This window comes from Microbacterium protaetiae, assembly GCF_004135285.1.
GTDB lineage: Bacteria > Actinomycetota > Actinomycetes > Actinomycetales > Microbacteriaceae > Microbacterium > Microbacterium protaetiae.
On record NZ_CP035494.1, the window covers coordinates 3725137 to 3743337 of the forward strand.

Annotated in this window: 16 protein-coding genes and 1 pseudogene; 1 reads left to right on the forward strand and 16 read right to left on the reverse strand. The window is 67.8% G+C overall.

The features are described from left to right. Nucleotides 1-143: 143 nt before the first annotated feature. From ET475_RS17410 to ET475_RS17430, 5 genes are all read right to left on the reverse strand, one after another. A complete protein-coding gene (locus ET475_RS17410) occupies nucleotides 144-578 on the reverse strand; it encodes a cytochrome c oxidase subunit 4 (protein WP_129393276.1) in 435 nt (144 codons plus the stop codon). Next, nucleotides 579-2309: an aa3-type cytochrome oxidase subunit I gene (gene ctaD, locus ET475_RS17415; protein WP_129393279.1), complete on the reverse strand. Its 1731-nt coding sequence runs from the start codon at nucleotides 2307-2309 to the stop codon at nucleotides 579-581. Nucleotide 2310: 1 nt separating this feature from the next. Continuing rightward, a complete protein-coding gene (ctaC, locus tag ET475_RS17420) occupies nucleotides 2311-3207 on the reverse strand; it encodes an aa3-type cytochrome oxidase subunit II (protein ID WP_129393282.1) in 897 nt (298 codons plus the stop codon). A gap of 110 nt (nucleotides 3208-3317) precedes the next feature. Beyond that, on the reverse strand, nucleotides 3318-3683 hold the full coding sequence (locus ET475_RS17425) for a HesB/IscA family protein (RefSeq protein ID WP_129393285.1): 366 nt from the start codon (nucleotides 3681-3683) through the stop codon (nucleotides 3318-3320). A gap of 81 nt (nucleotides 3684-3764) precedes the next feature. Next, the gene (locus ET475_RS17430) at nucleotides 3765-5159 is read right to left on the reverse strand and encodes a dipeptidase (RefSeq protein WP_129393289.1); all 1395 of its coding nucleotides are present in this window, start codon (nucleotides 5157-5159) and stop codon (nucleotides 3765-3767) included. A 46-nt stretch (nucleotides 5160-5205) separates the two neighbouring features. Between ET475_RS17430 and ET475_RS17435 the strand changes: the two genes are divergently transcribed. Continuing rightward, nucleotides 5206-5772 carry a DUF3043 domain-containing protein gene (locus tag ET475_RS17435; RefSeq protein ID WP_242497699.1) on the forward strand — a complete coding sequence of 189 codons (567 nt, stop codon included), beginning with the start codon at nucleotides 5206-5208 and terminating at the stop codon, nucleotides 5770-5772. Here the strand turns inward: ET475_RS17435 and ET475_RS17440 are convergent. The 11 genes and pseudogenes from ET475_RS17440 to ET475_RS17490 form a co-directional block, all read right to left on the reverse strand. Next, nucleotides 5744-6796: a quinone-dependent dihydroorotate dehydrogenase gene (locus ET475_RS17440; RefSeq protein ID WP_129393295.1), complete on the reverse strand. Its 1053-nt coding sequence runs from the start codon at nucleotides 6794-6796 to the stop codon at nucleotides 5744-5746. The two genes, ET475_RS17435 and ET475_RS17440, sit on opposite strands and share 29 nt — an antisense overlap. 17 nt (nucleotides 6797-6813) lie before the next feature. Continuing rightward, nucleotides 6814-7269, reverse strand: a complete 456-nt coding sequence (gene nrdR / locus ET475_RS17445) for a transcriptional regulator NrdR (protein ID WP_129393298.1) — start codon at nucleotides 7267-7269, stop codon at nucleotides 6814-6816. 11 nt (nucleotides 7270-7280) lie between these two features. After that, a complete protein-coding gene (gene hisD / locus ET475_RS17450) occupies nucleotides 7281-8582 on the reverse strand; it encodes a histidinol dehydrogenase (protein ID WP_129393301.1) in 1302 nt (433 codons plus the stop codon). 49 nt (nucleotides 8583-8631) lie between these two features. Next, a complete protein-coding gene (locus tag ET475_RS18225) occupies nucleotides 8632-9819 on the reverse strand; it encodes a hypothetical protein (protein WP_422879924.1) in 1188 nt (395 codons plus the stop codon). Between the two features lie 57 nt (nucleotides 9820-9876). Beyond that, the gene (gene dnaE / locus ET475_RS17460) at nucleotides 9877-13395 is read right to left on the reverse strand and encodes a DNA polymerase III subunit alpha (RefSeq protein WP_129393304.1); all 3519 of its coding nucleotides are present in this window, start codon (nucleotides 13393-13395) and stop codon (nucleotides 9877-9879) included. 29 nt (nucleotides 13396-13424) lie between these two features. Beyond that, nucleotides 13425-15124: pseudogene (locus tag ET475_RS17465) on the reverse strand (long-chain-fatty-acid--CoA ligase). Nucleotides 15125-15184: 60 nt separating this feature from the next. Then, complete coding sequence (locus tag ET475_RS17470) at nucleotides 15185-16105, reverse strand: RluA family pseudouridine synthase (protein ID WP_129393307.1); 921 nt, start codon at nucleotides 16103-16105, stop codon at nucleotides 15185-15187. Between the two features lies 1 nt (nucleotide 16106). Continuing rightward, the gene (gene lspA / locus ET475_RS17475) at nucleotides 16107-16652 is read right to left on the reverse strand and encodes a signal peptidase II (protein WP_129393310.1); all 546 of its coding nucleotides are present in this window, start codon (nucleotides 16650-16652) and stop codon (nucleotides 16107-16109) included. A gap of 21 nt (nucleotides 16653-16673) precedes the next feature. Next, complete coding sequence (locus ET475_RS17480) at nucleotides 16674-17267, reverse strand: DivIVA domain-containing protein (protein ID WP_129393313.1); 594 nt, start codon at nucleotides 17265-17267, stop codon at nucleotides 16674-16676. Nucleotides 17268-17391: 124 nt separating this feature from the next. Continuing rightward, nucleotides 17392-17694: a YggT family protein gene (locus tag ET475_RS17485; protein WP_129393316.1), complete on the reverse strand. Its 303-nt coding sequence runs from the start codon at nucleotides 17692-17694 to the stop codon at nucleotides 17392-17394. Nucleotides 17695-17699: 5 nt separating this feature from the next. After that, on the reverse strand, nucleotides 17700-18176 hold the full coding sequence (locus tag ET475_RS17490) for a cell division protein SepF (protein ID WP_129393319.1): 477 nt from the start codon (nucleotides 18174-18176) through the stop codon (nucleotides 17700-17702). Nucleotides 18177-18201: the final 25 nt, after the last annotated feature.

The window sequence follows — 18201 nt, forward strand, 5'->3', positions numbered from 1 at the left end:
CGCGCAGATTCGGGGCGCGAACGCCGAATCGGATAGCGCGAGCACGACGCGGGCGGCCCGCCAGCACAACGCGAGCGCGCCCGCGAGCACGACAAGGGCCCCGGCCCGGGGAAACCCGGCGCCAGGGCCCTGTGAAAGGTGTGTCAGCGGGCGAAGTGTCCGCGGTAGTACTCGTACACCCAGCCGACGATAGCCACGACGAACACGCCCAGCCCGATCGGGACCATCCAGTGTCCGACAGCTAGGCCGATCATCGCGAGGGCGGCCGAGAACGCCAGAACAAGCGGCCACCACGACCACGGCGAGAACTCGCCGATCTCGGGGTCACCATCGTCGATCTCAGCGGTGAGGATGTCAGCGGGCAGCTCCCCGCCCTGAGCGTGATGCACACGCCCGATATAGAACGCGATGAGCGCGGACATGAGCGCGACAAAGAGCAGCGCGACCGAACCCACCCACTCGATGGCGTGATACCAGACGATGTCGGGGTGGTCGATGATGTTCCAGCCGGTGTAGACGATGCTCATCAGCAGGAAGAAGCCAACCAATACCCACCAGATGACGGCGTTGCTGCGCATCTACTTGGCCTCTCCTTCGGCGACAGCTGCTCCCACGAGAATCGGCTCGCCCGCAGCCTCGGGATGGTTGAGGTCGAACGCGGGCCGCTCGCTGCGGATGCGCGGGATCGACGTGAAGTTGTGCCGCGGCGGCGGGCAACTGGTCGCCCACTCGAGCGAGGCACCGTAACCCCACGGGTCGTTCACTGTCACCCTGGGGGCATTGCGGGCGGTGATCCATACATTCAGCAGGAACGGGATCATCGACGAGCCCAGCAGCATGGCACCGATCGTGGACACCTGGTTCATCCACGTCCAGCCGTCAGAGGGCGCGTAGTCGGCGTACCGCCGCGGCATCCCGTCGACGCCGGCCCAGTGCTGCACGAGGAACGTCATGTGGAACCCGATGAACAGCATCCAGAAGTGCACCATGCCCAGCCGCTCGTTGAGCATCTTTCCGGTCCACTTCGGCCACCAGAAATAGAAGCCCGAGAACATGGCGAACACGACCGTGCCGAACACCACATAGTGGAAGTGCGCGACGACGAAGTACGAGTCGGAGAGGAAGAAGTCCAGCGGCGGCGACGCCAGGATCACGCCGGTCAGACCGCCGAAGATGAATGACGCCAGGAACCCGATCGCGAAGACCATCGGCGTCTCGAATGTCACCGAGCCGCGCCACATCGTGCCCAGCCAGTTGAAGATCTTCACACCCGTGGGCACCGCGATCAGCATCGTCATCAGCGAGAAGAACGGCAGCAGCACCGCGCCGGTGACATACATGTGGTGCGCCCACACCGATGCCGACAGTGCGGCGATCGAGATGGTGGCGTAGACCAGCGTCTTGTATCCAAAGATCGGCTTGCGGCTGAACACCGGGAACACCTCGGAGACGATGCCGAAGAACGGCAGCGCGATGATGTACACCTCGGGGTGGCCGAAGAACCAGAACAGGTGCTGCCACAGCAGCACGCCGCCGTTGGCCGGGTCGTAGATGTGCGCGCCCAGCACGCGGTCGGCAGCGGCGGCCAGGATCGCGGCGGCCAGCACCGGGAAGACCATGAGGATAAGGATGCTGGTGATCAGTGTGTTCCAGCTGAAGATCGGCATGCGCCACATCGTCATGCCCGGCGCGCGCATGGTGATCACGGTGGTGATGAAGTTGACCGCACCCAGGATGGTGCCGAAACCGCTCATGCCGAGCCCGAGCATCCAGAGGTTGCCGCCCGCACCCGGAGAGAAGGTCGCATTGGCGAGTGGCTGATACGCGAACCAGCCGAAGGCGGCCGCGCCCTGCGGGGTCAGGAATCCCGACACGGCGATCAACGAGCCGAACAGGAACAGCCAGAATGCGAAGGCGTTCAGACGCGGGAAGGCCACGTCGGGAGCGCCCAGCTGCAGCGGCAGGATCGCGTTGGCGAACCCGGCGAACAGCGGCGTCGCGAACATCAGCAGCATGATCGTGCCGTGCATCGTGAACAGCTGGTTGAACTGATCTTTTGTGGGGATGATCTGCATCCCCGGCTCGAACAGCTCAGCGCGGATGATCAGGGCCATGACGCCACCGAGCATGAAGAACATGACGGAGGCGATCAGGTACATGTAGCCGATCGTCTTGTGGTCGGTGGAGGTGATCCACTTGACGACGATGTTGCCCTTCTGCTCGACCCGGGTCGAGGACAGCAGTGCGGCCTGGCGCGGCGGCAGGGTCGTCGTGCGGCTTGATTCCTGCAACGGGAGCGTCGTCGCCATCTCAGTTCTCTCCCTCGTTCTGGGCGTCGGTCCCGGGCGCATTGCCCAGCCGGTCGTATTCGTCGGTGATGTCGCCCGTGTTGCCTTCGTCGCGCAGCTCTTGCAGATGCTGCTGGTACTCGTCGGCGCTGACCACCTTCACCTGGAAGAGCATGGCCGAGTGGTACTCACCGCACAGCTCGGCGCACTTGCCCTGGTACGTGCCCTCGCGGGTCGGGGTGAACGACCACGAGTTGTCCTTGCCGATGTACAGGTCTTTCTTGTACAGGAAGTCGATGATCCAGAACGAGTGGGCCACATCGCGCGACTGCAGATCGATGCGCACGCTCTCGTCCACCGGAAGGTAGAGGGTCGGCAGGGCGTCTTGATCCACGTTGCCGCCCGCGTCGGGCTGAGCCTGTGTGCCCATCGACCACACGGCGTCGGAGTTGTCTTCGGCCTCGCCGTTGTACTGGAAGTCCCATGACCACTGTTTGCCGATAGCGGTGACCGACACGTCGGGGTTCTCATCCTGTGTCTCGAGGATCGCCTGGTCGCGGGCGGTGAAGGCGAACATACCGGCCACCAGGATCAGCGGCACGACCGTGTAGAAGATCTCGATCGGCATGTTGTAGCGCAGCTGCACCGGCAGACCGGTCTGCCCCTTACGGCGGCGGTACGCGACCATCGCCCAGAGCATCAGGCCCCAGGTGAGGAAGCCGACGATCAGAAGCACGATCCAGGAGTTCGTCCACAGGCCGGCAACCATGTCGGTGTGGTTCGTGGCCGGCGGGGCGTCGGCATCCTCGAACCCGGGCAGAAACCCGTGGAGCTGGGTCGACGTGCAGCCCGCCAACGCGGCGGCCGCACCGGCGCCGAGCGGGAGGGCGAGCCAGCGGAGGCGACGTTTCGAGGGCACAGTGCACCTTTCCGGATCAACGAACTGACAGTGGCCAGTCTAGGGCAACCTCCCACCTGATTCTGGCCAATCGTCCAGGTGGAGGCCACGCGCCGCGGCGCGTCTGCGGCTCAGTGGAAGCTGTCGCCGCACGCGCAGCTGCCGGCTGCGTTGGGGTTGTCGATCGTGAAACCCTGCTGTGCGATCGTGTCTTGGAAGTCGATCGTGGCCCCGTCCAGATACGGGATGCTCATCTCGTCGACGATGACCTCGACGCCCCCGAAGTCGACGGCGTGGTCGCCGTCGAGGAAGCGCTCGTCGAAGTACAGCTGATAGATCAGCCCGGAGCATCCGCCCGGCTGCACGGCAACACGCAGGCGCAGGTCGTCGCGACCCTCCTGAGCCAACAGGCTCTTCACCTTGTCGGCGGCCGCATCGGTCAGCAGCACCCCGTGCTCGCGGACGGGCTGTTCGGTGGTCAGCGCTGTGTCGGTCATGGCTCTCCTGACGTGACTGAGGGTCGGATGCCACGAGTCTACGCCCGGGGCGGCCCGCGCGGACCGCGCCCGGCCGTGTCGTCAGAGTGTGCGCGTATCGAGGCGTTCCAGTAGCAGCGCCTCGGCGCTCAGAGCGTGGCGGAACGTGTCGAGGTGCAGGGATTCGTTCGGGCTGTGCGCACGGGCATGCGGGTCTTCGACCCCGGTGACCAGGATTTGCGCGGCCGGGAACTCGCGCACAAGGTCGGCGATGAACGGGATGGATCCCCCGACGCCCAGGTCGACCGGGGCAACGCCGTACCCGTCCGCCAGCGCGGCGCGGGCATCCTGCACGGCCCACCCCCCGGTGTCGACGAGGAATCCGTCGCCGCAGTCGACGTCGGTGAACTCGAGCTCGGCGCCGAACGGTGCGTGGGCGCGCAGGTGCGCGGCCAGCGCCTCATATGCTTCGCGCGCGGTCTGACCGGGCGCTACCCGCGCGCTGATCACCACGGTCACCTCGGGAGTGAGGGTGTTCGAGGCGTTGACGACACTGGGCGCATCGATGCCGGTGAGGGTGATCGACGGCTTGTTCCAGATGCGGCTGAGAATGCTGTCTCGACCGATCGGCGTCACGCCGGCGGGCAGTCCCGCCTCGTCGCGCAGCGTCTCTTCGGAGTAGTCGGGGGTTGCGGCATCCCGGGTCGCCAGTCCCTCCACGGCCACGGCGCCGTCGTCGTCCCACAGCGTGGCCAGCAGCTTCACCGTGGCCATCAGCGCGTCGGGCACTGCTCCCCCGTACATGCCCGAGTGCGACGCGTGATCGAGCGTGCGCACGCGCAGCGTGAAGCGGGCATTGCCGCGCAGCGATACCGTGACCGCCGGTGTGCGGGCGTCCCAGTTGCCCGAGTCGGCAACGACGATCACGTCGGCGCGCAGGGCGTCGGCGTTGTCGGAGAGGAACTGCGCGAACGAACGCGAGCCGGCTTCTTCTTCACCCTCGATGAAAAGCGCCACGCCCAGATCGAAGTCGTCGCCGAGCGCTTGGCGCAGGGCCCGCAGCGCGCCGATGTGCACCATGACCCCCGCTTTGTCGTCGGCGGCGCCGCGACCGTAGAGGCGTCCGTCGCGCACGGTGGGCTCGAACGGGGCCGATTCCCACAGCGCCTCATCGCCCACCGGCTGCACGTCGTGATGCGCGTACAGCAGGATGGTCGGCCGCCCGTTGCGCGCCGCGCGCGTGGCCAGCACCGCCGGCATGCCGCGCTCCTCGGTGTCGGGCACGGCCGCGTCGCGGATCTCGACGCGCTCGAACACGCCGGTCGCCTCGGCGAGAGCCTTCACCGCCTCGGCGCTGCGCTGCACCTGGGCATGGTCGAAGCCCGGAAAGGCGACCGACGGGATGCGCACGAGCGCGCCCAGATCGGCGAGGGCTTCGGGAACGGCTTCGTCGGCGGCGGTGCGGACGGCTTCGTGTCGAGACAGCTCGGAGGTCATGCGGGTAATCTTAAAGGCACCCATTCATCGATCCCGAGGTTTCATCGTGTCCAAGAAGACCGCCGCCGACGAGCAGGACGTCGCCGAAGAGACGTCGACGAGCGGAAAGGGACGCCCCACTCCCACGCGCGCCGAGCAGGAGGCCGCGCGCAAGCGCCCCCTCGTTGCCGACACGAAGGAGGCGAAAGCACGGCAGAAGGCCGATGTCGCGGCGCAGCGCGAGCGGGCGCGGATCGGCATGGCTGCCGGTGACGACAAGTACCTGCCCGCGCGCGACAAGGGGCCGCAGCGCCGGTTCGTGCGCGACACCATCGACGCGGGCTGGCACGTGGGCGAACTGGTCATGCCGCTGATGATCCTCGTGATCGTCGTGATGATGATCAACGCCCCGCTCATCCAGTTCTACGCGATGATCGTGCTCTGGGCCTATGTCGTGCTGGTGATCATCGACATGGTGATCACCTCGATGCGCATCAAGAGCGCGGCGGCCAAGAAATTCGGTGACCGACGCGAAAAGGGTCTGGGTTGGTACGGCGCGATGCGCACGATCCAGATGCGATGGATGCGGCTGCCCAAGCCCCAGGTCAAGCGCGGGCAGCACCCCGCCCGCTGAGACTCCGGCTCAGCCCCCGGTTTATCTGGCGCGCCCAGAAGGGTCCGCGGTACAGGAACGCTGTGTAGCCCTGCACCAGGTCGGCGCCGGCATCCAGTCGCTCTGTGACGTCGGCCGCGGTCTCGACGCCGCCGGCCGCAATGACGGCGAACTCGCGCGGCACCACGGCGCGCACCTGCCGAAGCACCTCGAGCGCGCGCTGCTTCAGCGGCGCGCCCGAGAGACCGCCCTCCCCCGCGGCGGCGACCAGGGCCGGGTCGGTGGAAAGGCCGGCACGAGAGATCGTCGTATTGGTCACGATGATGCCGGCAAGGCCCAGGTCCACGGCCATCGTCGCTATCGCGGCGATCTCGTCGTCGGGCAGGTCGGGGGCGATCTTGACCAGCAGCGGCGTCGCACCCGCGGCATCCTGCACCGCCTGCAGCAGGGGCCGCAGGGTCTGGACGGCCTGCAGCCCGCGCAGGCCCGGGGTGTTGGGCGACGACACGTTCACGGCGAGATAGTCGGCCAGCGGCGCCAAGGCAGTGGCGCTGCGCACGTAGTCGGCGGTCGCATCGGCGACGTCGACCACGCGGCTCTTGCCGATGTTCACTCCGATGACCGCGCGGTGCCGCGTGCTGCGGCGCAGGCGACGCAGACGGGATGCCGCGGCCTGGGCGCCGCGGTTGTTGAAGCCCATCCGGTTGATGACGGCGCGATCGGGGATCAATCGGAACAGGCGCGGTTTCGGATTGCCGTCCTGCGGGATAGCGGTGACGGTGCCCACCTCGACGTGCCCGAAGCCCAGGGCCGACAGTCCGCGCACCCCGACGACGTTCTTGTCGAAGCCGGCGGCCACTCCGAACGGCGAATCGAAGTCCAGACCCAGCACGCGGGTGCGCAGGGCGGGATCGGGCGCGGTCAGCGCACGAGTCGCCCAGGCGAATGGACGCACACCCAGCACGCGGATGACGATCATTCCGCAGTGGTGCGCGAACTCCGCATCCAGACGCGACAGCACCGTGCGGAAGAGGAAGGGGTACATCGTGCTCCGGTTCTCAGTCAGGCGCGGCCGTGGTCGGCGCGCAACTGGGCGATGGAGGCTTCGAAGTCCTCGAGGGAGTCGAAGGCCTGGTAGACGCTCGCGAACCGCAGGTAGGCGACCTCGTCGAGCTCACGCAGCGGCCCGAGGATCGCCAGCCCGATGTCGTTGGTCTCCAGCTGCGAGGCGCCGGTGCCGCGCAGCGTCTCTTCCACCTGCTGTGCGAGCATCGCCAGATCGTCTTCGGTCACCGGACGACCCTGACACGCCTTGCGCACGCCGGCTGCCACCTTCTCACGGCTGAACGGCTCGGCAACGCCGGAACGTTTGACCACGGTCAGACTCGCGGTCTCGACCGTCGAGAAGCGCCGGCCGCACTCGGGGCATTGGCGGCGCCGGCGGATGCTGAGGCCGTCGTCGCTCGTGCGAGAGTCGATGACGCGGGAATCGGGGTGGCGGCAGAAGGGGCAGTGCATCAGCGGACAGACTACCCCGCGAACCTTGCCGTCACGGCCTCGCCGTGCGCGGGCAGGGCTTCGGCGTTCGCCAGTGCGACGATGTGCTCGGCGACGGCCGCCAACGCGGCGCGGTCATAGACGATGACCTGCTGCGGCCGCAGGAACGTGGCTGCCGACAGCCCCGCGGCGTAGCGGGCCTGGCCGCCGGTGGGCAGCACGTGGTTGCTGCCGGCAAGGTAGTCACCCAGACTCACCGGCGAACTGGCCCCCACGAAGATGGCGCCGGCGTTGACGAAGTCATCGGGCCGGGGATCGGCAAGGTGCAGCTCGAGGTGCTCGGGAGCGTAGGCGTTGCTGAACGCGGTGGCCGCGGCCAGGTCGTCGACCAGCACAATCGCCGATTGCTCGCCGTTCAGCGCCGTCTGGGCGCGCACGCCGTTGCGGGTGGCGCCGACGCGATCGGTGACGGCGGAGCGTACGTTCGCGGCGAGCTGCTCACTGTCGGTCACGAGCACGGCCGAGGCCTGCTCGTCGTGCTCGGCCTGGCTGATCAGATCGAACGCGATGAGCACCGGGTCGGCCGCGGCATCCGCGACGATGAGGATCTCGGTGGCGCCGGCCTCGGCGTCGGTGCCCACGAAGCCGGCCACCGCCCGTTTGGCGGCGGCGACGAAGTTGTTGCCAGGCCCGGTGACGACGTCGACCGGTTCGAGGCCGATGCTCTCCACACCGTAGGCGAAGGCGCCGACGGCCCCGGCACCGCCCATCGCATAGACCTCGTCGACGCCCAGCAGGCGTGCCGCGGCGAGAATGTCAGGGTGCACTCGGCCGCCGAACTCGGCCTGCGGCGGCGAAGCGAGCGTGACCCGCTCGACGCCGGCCACCTGGGCGGGCACCACGTTCATGATCACGCTCGAGGGGTAGACAGCCTTGCCGCCGGGCACGTACACACCGGCGCGCCGCACCGGCTGCCAGCGCTGCTCGACGGTGCCACCCGCAGCCAGCTCGGTGACCGTGCGGCCGGGCACTTGTGCGGCGGATGCCGCGCGCACGCGCCCGATCGATTCGTCCAGTGCCGCACGCACCGCGGGGTCGAGACCAGCCAGTGCTTCGTCGAGGTGCGCGGCGGGAACGCGCAGGGCATGGCCGGAGACCTGGTCGAACTGCGCGGCCTGCTCGCGCAGGGCGCTCTCGCCGCGCGCCGCGACATCGTGCACTATCCGCGCGGCGGTGTCCACGGCGTCGGCGCGCGAGGCCCGGGCGCGCGGGACGGCGGCGAGGAGAGCGGCCGGCGACAGACGCCGGCCGCGGAGATCAATCGTGCGCAGCATCCCTCCAGGCTATCCGGTGGGATGCTGCGCACGCGTCGTTCTTACGCGGTCAGCCCCGGGTGATGCCGGTCACATCGGTGAGCAGGCCGACCCGGCCGTCTTCATGACGGATGACGAACGAGGAACCGCGGTCTTCGATCACCAGCGCCCAGGCGGTGGGCCCGACGCGGAAGATCGGCGTGCCGTTCTCGTCGACGACGTCGCGTTCTTCGGGCGCGAGCGCCCAGAATGCCTGCTGCGCCGGTGCCGCCTGCTGCGCAGCGGGCTGCTCGGCGGCAGGCTGCGCGGCGGCAGCCGGCTCCGACGACTCGGCCGTCGGCTGTGCCGCCTCGGGAGCGCACTCACCGGCGGCGAAGGCCGCGGGCGCGTAGCCCTCGGCGGGTGCGTAGCCCTCGGCAGGCGCGTAGGCGTCGGTAGGTGCGTAAGCGTCGGTAGATGCGTAAGCGTCGGCAGGTGCGTAGCCGTCGGCGGGCGCGTAGGCGTCTGCGGCGGCGTACTGTGCGCCGGCGCTCTGCGGCGCGAAGGCGGGCGCCACCCGCGGGCGTGCCACCACGCTGCGTGCGCCGCGTGCGACGCGGTGGGCCGGAATCTCGGCGCGCTCGAGGAAGTCCCCCGCCAGGCCCGGAATGACCGGTGCGAAGACCGTCAGCACGACGCCGGCGAGCATCATCACGAACTCCACCCAGATGACCCACGTGGTCACCCAGGGACCGCCCGCGATCGTCACGCCGATCTGCGACCAGATCTGCCCCAGCCACAGCACCGCGGCGACCGAGAACGCGACCGATGCGAACTGATCGATGCCCAGCGACCCGACACGGCGGATGCCCGTCGGCGACAGCCGGCGCAGCACCACCAAGAACACGGCGACCGTGGGCACGCCGATCGTGAGGATCCAGCTGATGCCGCTGGTCCACACTGAGCTGAAACCGAAGCTCGACGTGGAGAAGAACGAGACCACGAAGGCGACCAGCCACACGCCGGCAAGGATCACCTCGCGCAGCGAGAAGGGGCCGATGCCGTACAGCGGGGCGACTCCGCCCGGTGCCGGGGCAGCGCCGGGTTGATCGCCGCTGTCGGGTTCCTGCGGCACCGCAGCCTCGTCGGCCGCGGCGTCGGCGCGCGCCGGCAGGTCGTCCCGCACGATCGTGTCGTCGTCGGCGACATCGTCGGCTGCGGGGACCTCCCCGGACGATGCAGCCTCGACGATCGGATCGTTCTGCTGTTCCTCGGTCACGTGTGCTCCCTTCCGATCCGCACCCATGGGCGCGCGTCGTCCGATACTACCGGAGGGCTACCCCAGGCACTGGGGTCCCAGCAGTCCCTTCAGCTCTCCATAGAGATCGGCGCTGACGCGTACCGGATGCGGCACCTCGAACACCTTCGCGACGCTGCCCCGGTGCAGCTTGAGCGTCACCTCGGTGTCGCCGTGATGGCGGTCGAGCATTTCGGCGAGCTCGGTGACCAGGCGGTGGGTCGCGCGGTGCTCGGGCATCAGCAGGGTCAACGGGCCCGAGACATCCACCACTCCCAGATCGGGGGTGAAAGCCGACTGGGCATGCAGGTTGAGCCCGTCGTCGCGGCGTGACACCCGGCCGCGCACGACGAGGATCGAGTCGGCCTGCAGCATCGTCTGGAACTCGGTATATGTCTTTCCCATGAACATCACGGTGACCTCGCCGTCGAAGTCTTCGACGGTGATCATGCCGTAGGGATTGCCGCTGGATTTGGCCACCCGGTGCTGCACGCTGGTGACAAGACCCGCGACGGTGACCTGATCGCCGTCGCGCACGTCTTCGTTCGAGAGCAGATCGTGGATGTTCGTCGATGCGTGCTTGGCCAGTGGGATCTCCAGCCCCGCCAGCGGATGGTCGCTCACGTACAGGCCGAGCATCTCGCGCTCGAACGCCAGCTTGTCTTTCTTGGTCCATTCGGGGCGGTCGGGCACCTTGGCCACCTGGGCGGGCTCGTCGTCGCCCCACAGCGAGTCGAAGTCGAACCCCACCTCGCCGTTGGCCTCGCGCCGCTTGTCGAGCACGGCCGCCTCGGTGGCATCCTCGTGGATCTCCATCAGCGCGCGTCGCGTGTCGCCGAGCGTATCGAAGGCGCCCGCCTTGATGAGCGACTCGACGGTGCGCTTGTTCGCGACGTGTGTGGGAACGCGGCGCAGAAAGTCGTGGAACGACGCGTACGGGCCCTCGGCTCGCGCCTGCACGATGCCGTCGACCACGTTCGAGCCGACGTTGCGCACGGCTCCCAGGCCGAAGCGGATGTCCTCCCCCACGGCGGCGAAGTACTTGATCGACTCGGAGACGTCGGGCGGCAGCACCTGGATGCCCATGCGCCGGCACTCGTTGAGGTAGAGGGCGAGCTTGTCGCGCGAATCTCCGACGCTGGTCAGCAGCGCCGCCATGTACTCGGCGGGATAATGGGCCTTCAGATACGCGGTCCAGTACGAGACCAGACCGTAAGCGGCCGAGTGCGCTTTGTTGAACGCGTAGTCGGAGAACGGCAGCAGGATGTCCCACAGCGCCTTGACCGCGCCCTCGCCGTACCCGCGGTCGATCATCCCCTGATGGAAGCCCGCGTACTGCTTGTCGAGTTCGGACTTCTTCTTCTTTCCCATCGCGCGGCGCAGGATGTCTGCTTGGCCGAGCGAGAACCCGGCCACGCGCTGGGCGATCGCCATGACCTGTTCCTGGTAGATGATCAGGCCGTAGCTGGTCTCGAGGATGTCTTTGAGCGGCTCTTCGAGTTCGGGATGGATCGGCGTGATCTCTTGCTGGCCGTTCTTGCGCAGCGCGTAGTTGATGTGCGAGTTCGCCCCCATCGGACCGGGGCGATACAGCGCGATGACGGCCGAGATGTCCTCGAAGTTGTCGGGCTTCATCAATCGCAGCAGCGACCGCATCGGCCCACCGTCGAGCTGGAACACGCCCAGCGTGTCGCCGCGCGAGAGCAGCTCATACGAGGGCTTGTCGTCGAGCGGCAGCTCTTCGAGCACGAGCGGATGGCCCCGGTTCGCCTCGATGTTGTCGAGCGCGTCATTGATGATGGTGAGGTTGCGCAACCCCAGAAAGTCCATCTTTATCAGGCCCAGCGTCTCGCACGACGGATAGTCGAACTGGGTGACGATCTGGCCGTCTTGCTCCCGCTTCATGATCGGGATGATGTCGGTCAGCGGGTGGCTCGACATGATGACACCGGCCGCGTGCACGCCCCACTGCCGCTTCAGGTTCTCCAGGCCCACCGCGGTGTCGAAGACGGTCTTCGCCTCGGGATCGGTCTCGATGACGGTGCGGAACTCGGATGCCTCTTTGTAGCGCGGATGCTGCGGGTCGAACATGCCGCCCAGCGGCATGTCTTTGCCCATGACCGCCGGCGGCATGGCCTTGGTGAGCTTCTCGCCCATGCTGAACGGGAACCCGAGCACGCGGCCGGCGTCTTTGAGCGCCTGCTTGGCCTTGATGGTGCCGTAGGTGACGATCTGCGCGACCCGGTCGTCACCGTACTTCTCGGTGACGTACTGGATCACCTCGCCACGGCGGCGGTCGTCGAAGTCAACGTCGAAGTCGGGCATCGAGACGCGGTCGGGGTTGAGGAAGCGCTCGAAGATCAGCCCGTGGTCGAGGGGGTCGAGGTCGGTGATCCGCATCGCGTACGCGGCCATCGATCCCGCACCCGAACCGCGGCCGGGGCCCACCCGGATGCCGTGGTCCTTGGCCCAGTTGATGAAGTCGGCGACGACGAGGAAGTAGCCGGGGAACCCCATCTGCGCTATCACGCCGCATTCGTAGTCGGCCTGCGCGCGCACCTTGTCGGGGATGCCGTCGGGGTAACGGAAGTGCAGCCCCTTCTCGACCTCTTTGAGGAACCAGGTCTCTTCGGTCTCGCCGTCGGGCACCGGGTAGCGGGGCATGTAGTTCGCCCCGGTGTTGAAGGTGACGTCGCAGCGCTCGGCGATCAGCAGCGTGTTGTCGCACGCCTCGGGGTGATCGCGGAACATCTGCCGCATCTCGGCGGGAGATTTGATGTAGTAGCCGTCGCCGTCGAACTTGAACCGTTTGGGGTCGTCCAGCGTCGATCCGGACTGCACGCACAGCAGTGCCGCGTGACTGGTGGCGTCGTGCTGATGCGTGTAGTGCGAGTCGTTGGTGGCCAGGAGCGGAATCTTCAGGTCTTTCGCGATCTTGAGCAGATCGTCGATGATGCGCCGCTCGATCGACAGACCGTGGTCCATGATCTCGCAGAAGTAGTTGTCGCGACCGAAGATGTCTTGGAATTCGGCCGCCGCCGCTCGCGCCGCTTCGTACTGCCCCAGCCGCAGTCGGGTCTGGATCTCGCCCGACGGACAGCCCGTGGTCGCGATCAGCCCCTGGTGATAGGTCTGCAGGATCTCGCGATCCATCCGCGACTTGAAGTAGTAGCCCTCCAGGCTCGCCAGGCTCGAGAGCCGGAACAGGTTGTGCATGCCCTCGGTGGTCTCGCTGAGCAGCGTCATGTGCGTGTAGGCACCGGAACCCGACACATCGTCGTCGTTCTGCTCGGGTGTTCCCCACCGCACCCGGGATTTGTCGGAGCGGTGCGTGCCCGGCGTCACATACGCCTCGATGCCGATGATCGGCTTGATGCCGGCGGCGCCCGCTGCCTTGGCGAACTCGAATGCCGCGAAGGTGTTGCCATGGTCGGTGACGGCTATCGCCGGCATCTGAAGCCGCGACGCCTCGGCGACCATGTCGCCGATGCGCGCTGCACCGTCGAGCATCGAGTACTCGCTGTGCACGTGCAGGTGAACGAAGGAGTCGGATGCCACGTCTCGAGTCTACGTTCGGGGTCGGACTCTCACGTCGTGCGCCGACGGGCCAGTTCTTCGCGTACCTCGCGACGGATGACCTTGCCCACCAGCGACCGGGGCAATGCGTCGAGCTGTACGAACGACCGCGGCACCTTGTAGCCGGCCAGGTGCACGCGGCTGTGTGCGCGCAGGCTCTCCGGATCGAACACCGCTCCTTCGCGCAGGACGACCGCGGCATTCACCGCCTCTCCCCCGTCGGGGCGGGCAAGGCCCACGACCGCCGCTTCGACCACGTCGGGATGCAGCAGGAGTGCGTTCTCGACTTCGCTCGGGCTGATGTTGAATCCGCCGGTGATGATGAGCTCTTTGATCCGGTCGACGACCGTGACGAAGCCGTCGGCGTCGGCGGTCACGATGTCGCCCGTGCGCAGCCAGCCGCCCTCCAGCAGCGTGCGCGCGGTCTCGTCGGGCAGGTTCCAGTACCCCTGGAACACCTGCGGGCCGCGCACGAGCAGCTCGCCGGGTTCGCCCAGCGGGCGGTCGGTGCTCGGATCTTCGGGATCGACCACCCGGATCTCGGTGCTCGGGAAGGGCACGCCCACCGTGCCGGTGCGGCGCCGCGGACCCATCGGGTTGCCCAGCGCGATCGGCGAGCACTCGGTCATGCCGTATCCCTCCACCAACACGCCGCCGGTCGCCTTCTCCCAGCGCCGCACTGTCGCCTCGGGCAGCGCCATCGCGCCCGAGATGGCGTTGCGCAGGCTCGTCAGCGCGATCCCCGCGCGGCTGGTCGCGCGCGCCAGGGCGTCGTAGATCGGCGGGACGGCGGGCAGGAAGGTGGGCGGGGTGCGCCGAATGGCATCGAGCGTCATCGTCACCTCGAAGGTCGGAAACAGCACGATGCGCGCGCCGATCGAGATCGCCGTGGTCAGGCACAGCGTCAGGCCGTAGGCGTGGAACAGCGGCAGCACGGCATAGAACACCTCGCCGCCGGGCACCAGATCGGGCACCCAGGCGACGGACTGGGCCGCATTGGAGCGCAGGTTGCGGTGGGTCAGGACGGCGGCCTTGGGCAGCCCCGTCGTACCGCTGGTGAACTGCAGCACGGCGATGTCATCGAGCTCGGGTCGCGCGAGGCGCGACCGGATGCGCCGCGACTGTGCGACGCGCGGCCACGTGATGACGCTCTTCGCCGTCGGGCGAACCGTCAGCGACGCGCGGGTCGCGCGCGCCTTGGGAACCGGCAGACGCAGCATCGTGCGCAGGCGCCACGGCATCGCCTCGGGCATTGTCACGGCGACGATGTGGGCGGGGCGGATGTCGGACGGAAAATCCGCGACGGTGTCGGCAACGGCATCCCACACGATGGCGACCTTCGCGTGATGCACCTCGAACAGGTGACGCAGCTCCGGGCCGTGTACCGCGGATTGTGCTCGACGACGATGGCGCCCAGCCGCTGCGCCGCATAGAACGCGACGATGTGCTGCGGGCAGTTCGGAAGGATCAGTGCGACGCGGTCGCCTGAGGCCACGCCGAGCCGGCGCAGACCTTCCGCCGCACGCTGGACCTGCTCGCCGAGGTGGGCGTATGTCGTGGTGGCACCGAAGAACTCGAGTGCAACGCGCTGGGGAAACCGCGCCACCGCGTCGTCGAGCATGTCGATCAGCGTCTGGTTCACCGGTTCGATCTCGGCGGGCACACCCTCGGCGTACGAGGTCAGCCAGGGGCGCGAGGCGAGGGCGTTCATCTCTTCAGCGTAGGTCGCGCGGTGTACCGCTGGGCGCATGTCTTGCGCCCGCGGGGTGCCTCACTCGGCGCGGAGGATCTCCAGCGCGTGTGCGAAGTCGGCGGGGTACGGTGACGCGAACGACACCCGCTCCCCCGTACCGGGATGTTCGAACGCGAGGCGGTGCGCATGCAGCCACTGTCGAGTCAGCCCGAGCCGCGCCGACAGCGTGGGGTCGGCGCCGTAGAGCGGATCGCCGACGCAGGGATGCCGGTGCGCGGCCATATGCACGCGGATCTGGTGAGTGCGCCCGGTCTCAAGATGGATCTCGAGCAGGGATGCCCCGCGGAAGGCCTCGATCGTCTCGTAATGCGTGATCGAGTCCTTGCCGTCGGGCGTGACGGCGAACTTCCACGGGTGCGTGCGGTGTCGCCCGATCGGAGCGTCGATGGTTCCCGCCAACGGGTCGGGATGGCCCTGCACCACCGCGTGGTAGATCTTCTCGACCGTGCGCTCTTTGAAGGCACGTTTGAGTGCCACATAGGCCCGTTCACTGGATGCCACCACCATCAGTCCGCTGGTTCCGGCATCCAATCGGTGCACGATCCCCTGCCGCTCAGCCGGGCCGCTCGTCGCGATCCGGAAGCCCGCCGCCGCGAGGGCTCCCAGCACTGTCGGCCCCTCCCAGCCCAGCGAAGGGTGGGCGGCGACCCCGGCGGGCTTGTCGACCACGACGATGTCATCGTCGCTGTAGACGACGCCGAGGTCGGGAACAGCCAGCGGCACCACCTGCGGTTCGCTCTTGGGCGTCCATGAGACCTCGAGCCACGCGCCCGCGTGCAGGCGGTCGGACTTGGCCAACACCCGACCGTCGGCGCTCACGCCGCCGGCATCGGCCACGTCGGCGGCGAAGGTGCGCGAGAATCCGAGCATCTTGGCCAGCGCGGCATCCACACGGGTGCCGTCCAGGCCGTCGGGGACCGGCAGGGTGCGCGACTCCACGTCAGTCCTCGATCGTGGCGTCACCCGTCGCACGCTTCTCGCGTGTGCCGTCCAGGCGCAGGCCGATCAAGACGAGGATGGCGACGCCGACCATCATGGTCGTGATGAACATGTCGGCGACGTTGTAGGTCGCCGGCATCATCCACGGGGTGTTGATGAAGTCGACCACGTGCCCGACTGCGAAACCCGGCTCACGGATGAGCCGGTCGGTGAGGTTGCCGAGCACTCCGCCCAGCAGCAGGCCCAGGATGATCGCCCAGGCCCGCGAGCGCACCCGCGTGCCGACGAGCCAGATGATCACGAGGGCGACGACCGCGAGGGCGATGGTGAAAAGCCAGGTGACGTGCTCGCCGAGCGAGAATGCCGCCCCGGCATTGGTGATGCGGAAGAAGATGAGGACATTGCCGATGACATGCACCGGCTGTTCCAGCGGAAGATGCTGCAGGGCGAGGTACTTGGTGAACTGGTCGACGGCCAGCACCAGCGTTGCGAGGATCACAACGAGGGTGCCGGCCGTCGCCGTACGCAGGGGGGCGCGACCGCTCAAGAGCGTGGGCCGGGGCCCGGACTACAGTCCGGCCGAGACCGGCGTCGCACCTGAGCTGGTGCCGGTGGTCTCGAGATCGCGGAGCTTGCCCTCGATGTAGCTGCGCAGCTGCGAGCGGTAGTCGCTCTCGAACTTCTCCAGCTCGGCGATGCGACCCTCGAGGGTGGTGCGCTCCTTGTCGAGGCGGGCGATCTCGTCGCGGCCGCGAGCCTCGGCCTCAGAGATGATCGAGGCGGCCTGGGCACGGGCATCGGCGATCAGCTGGTCGTGCTGCGCCTTGCCCTCGGCGACGTGCTCGTCGTGCAGGCGCTGGGCCAGCTCGATGATGCCCGCGCTCTGCGCGGCGCCGTCGGTGGCGGCCGGTGCGGCGGCCACGGGAGCCGCGGCCACGGGCGCGGGCTGCGGCTCGGCAGCCGGCTGCGGCGCCGGCGACGCGGCCTCGCCCGACTCATACGCGGCGAGCTTGGCCTTCAGTTCCTCGTTCTCGGCCAGGGCCTTGCGCCACTCGACCACGATCTCATCGAGGAAGTCATCGACCTCATCGGGATCGAAGCCCTCCTTGAACCGGACGTGCTGGAACTGCTTGGTGACGACGTCATCCGGAGTCAGTGGCATTTCTTCCTCTTTCGGGCTCGTTCTTCTGCAAAGTATCTTGCGTGGCCGATGCCAGGGCGCCGACCTCGCGGTCGGTCACTTCAGGCAAGCATAGTCGCCGGGCCACCCCGACGCGAAGGCTCGGTCATAGGACGGAAAGGGCTCCCGTGATCGACATCAGCACGAAGCACACAAGGATCACGATGGTGAAGGAGAGGTCGATCGACACCGCTCCGATGCGCACCGGGCGCACGAACCGACGGAGGAGTCGCAGCGGCGGATCGGTCAGGGTGTAGACGATCTCGGCGAACACGAGTCCGGCGCCTTTCGGACGCCATCCCCGGTTCACGATCGGGATGATGTCGAGGATCATCCGTGCGAACAGCACGAGGACATACAGCAGCAGCAGGGTGTTGACGATCGCTGCGATCAGTCCGACTATTCCCACGTCTGTTACGACTGCGCGAAGGGCGTGACCTCGGGGTCTGCCTGCGCGACGGTGCCGTCACCCGAGAGCGCGACGTTCTCGGGCGAGAGCAGGAACACCTTGCTGGTGACCCGCTCGATGCGACCGTACAGCCCCAGCGACAGACCGCTCGCGAAGTCGACGAGACGGCGTGCATCGGCGTCGCTCATCTGCGAGAGGTTGATGATCACCGGGATGCCCTCGCGGAAGTTCTCGGCGATCAGCTGCGCATCGCGGTACTGCTTCGGGTGCACCGTGAGAATCTCGGTGACCGTGCTCGGCGCGGGCTGGCGCACCACGGCGGGCCGGTGGATGGGGGTCACCGGAGCGGCCTTCTCGACGCTCTTCACGGTGCTCTTCGCGGTGCCGCGAGCGGCAGGCTGCGGCGCTTGCTCCTCTTCGTACACCTCTTCCTCATCGGCAAGACCCAGGTACACCATGGTCTTCTTGAGCGGGTTCGACATCGCATCCTCCGTTTGCTCGTCTGTA

Excerpts from the sequence above, each read along its gene's own strand:
- ET475_RS17430 (WP_129393289.1), bottom strand. The coding sequence starts at position 5,159 with ATGACCTCCGAGCTGTCTCGACACGAAGCCGTCCGCACCGCCGCCGAC.
- ctaD (WP_129393279.1), bottom strand. The coding sequence starts at position 2,309 with ATGGCGACGACGCTCCCGTTGCAGGAATCAAGCCGCACGACGACCCTG.
- ET475_RS17480 (WP_129393313.1), bottom strand. The coding sequence starts at position 17,267 with ATGCCACTGACTCCGGATGACGTCGTCACCAAGCAGTTCCAGCACGTC.
- ET475_RS17440 (WP_129393295.1), bottom strand. The coding sequence starts at position 6,796 with ATGTACCCCTTCCTCTTCCGCACGGTGCTGTCGCGTCTGGATGCGGAG.
- ET475_RS17410 (WP_129393276.1), bottom strand. The coding sequence starts at position 578 with ATGCGCAGCAACGCCGTCATCTGGTGGGTATTGGTTGGCTTCTTCCTG.
- ET475_RS17490 (WP_129393319.1), bottom strand. The coding sequence starts at position 18,176 with ATGTCGAACCCGCTCAAGAAGACCATGGTGTACCTGGGTCTTGCCGAT.
- nrdR (WP_129393298.1), bottom strand. The coding sequence starts at position 7,269 with ATGCACTGCCCCTTCTGCCGCCACCCCGATTCCCGCGTCATCGACTCT.
- ET475_RS17425 (WP_129393285.1), bottom strand. The coding sequence starts at position 3,683 with ATGACCGACACAGCGCTGACCACCGAACAGCCCGTCCGCGAGCACGGG.
- hisD (WP_129393301.1), bottom strand. The coding sequence starts at position 8,582 with ATGCTGCGCACGATTGATCTCCGCGGCCGGCGTCTGTCGCCGGCCGCT.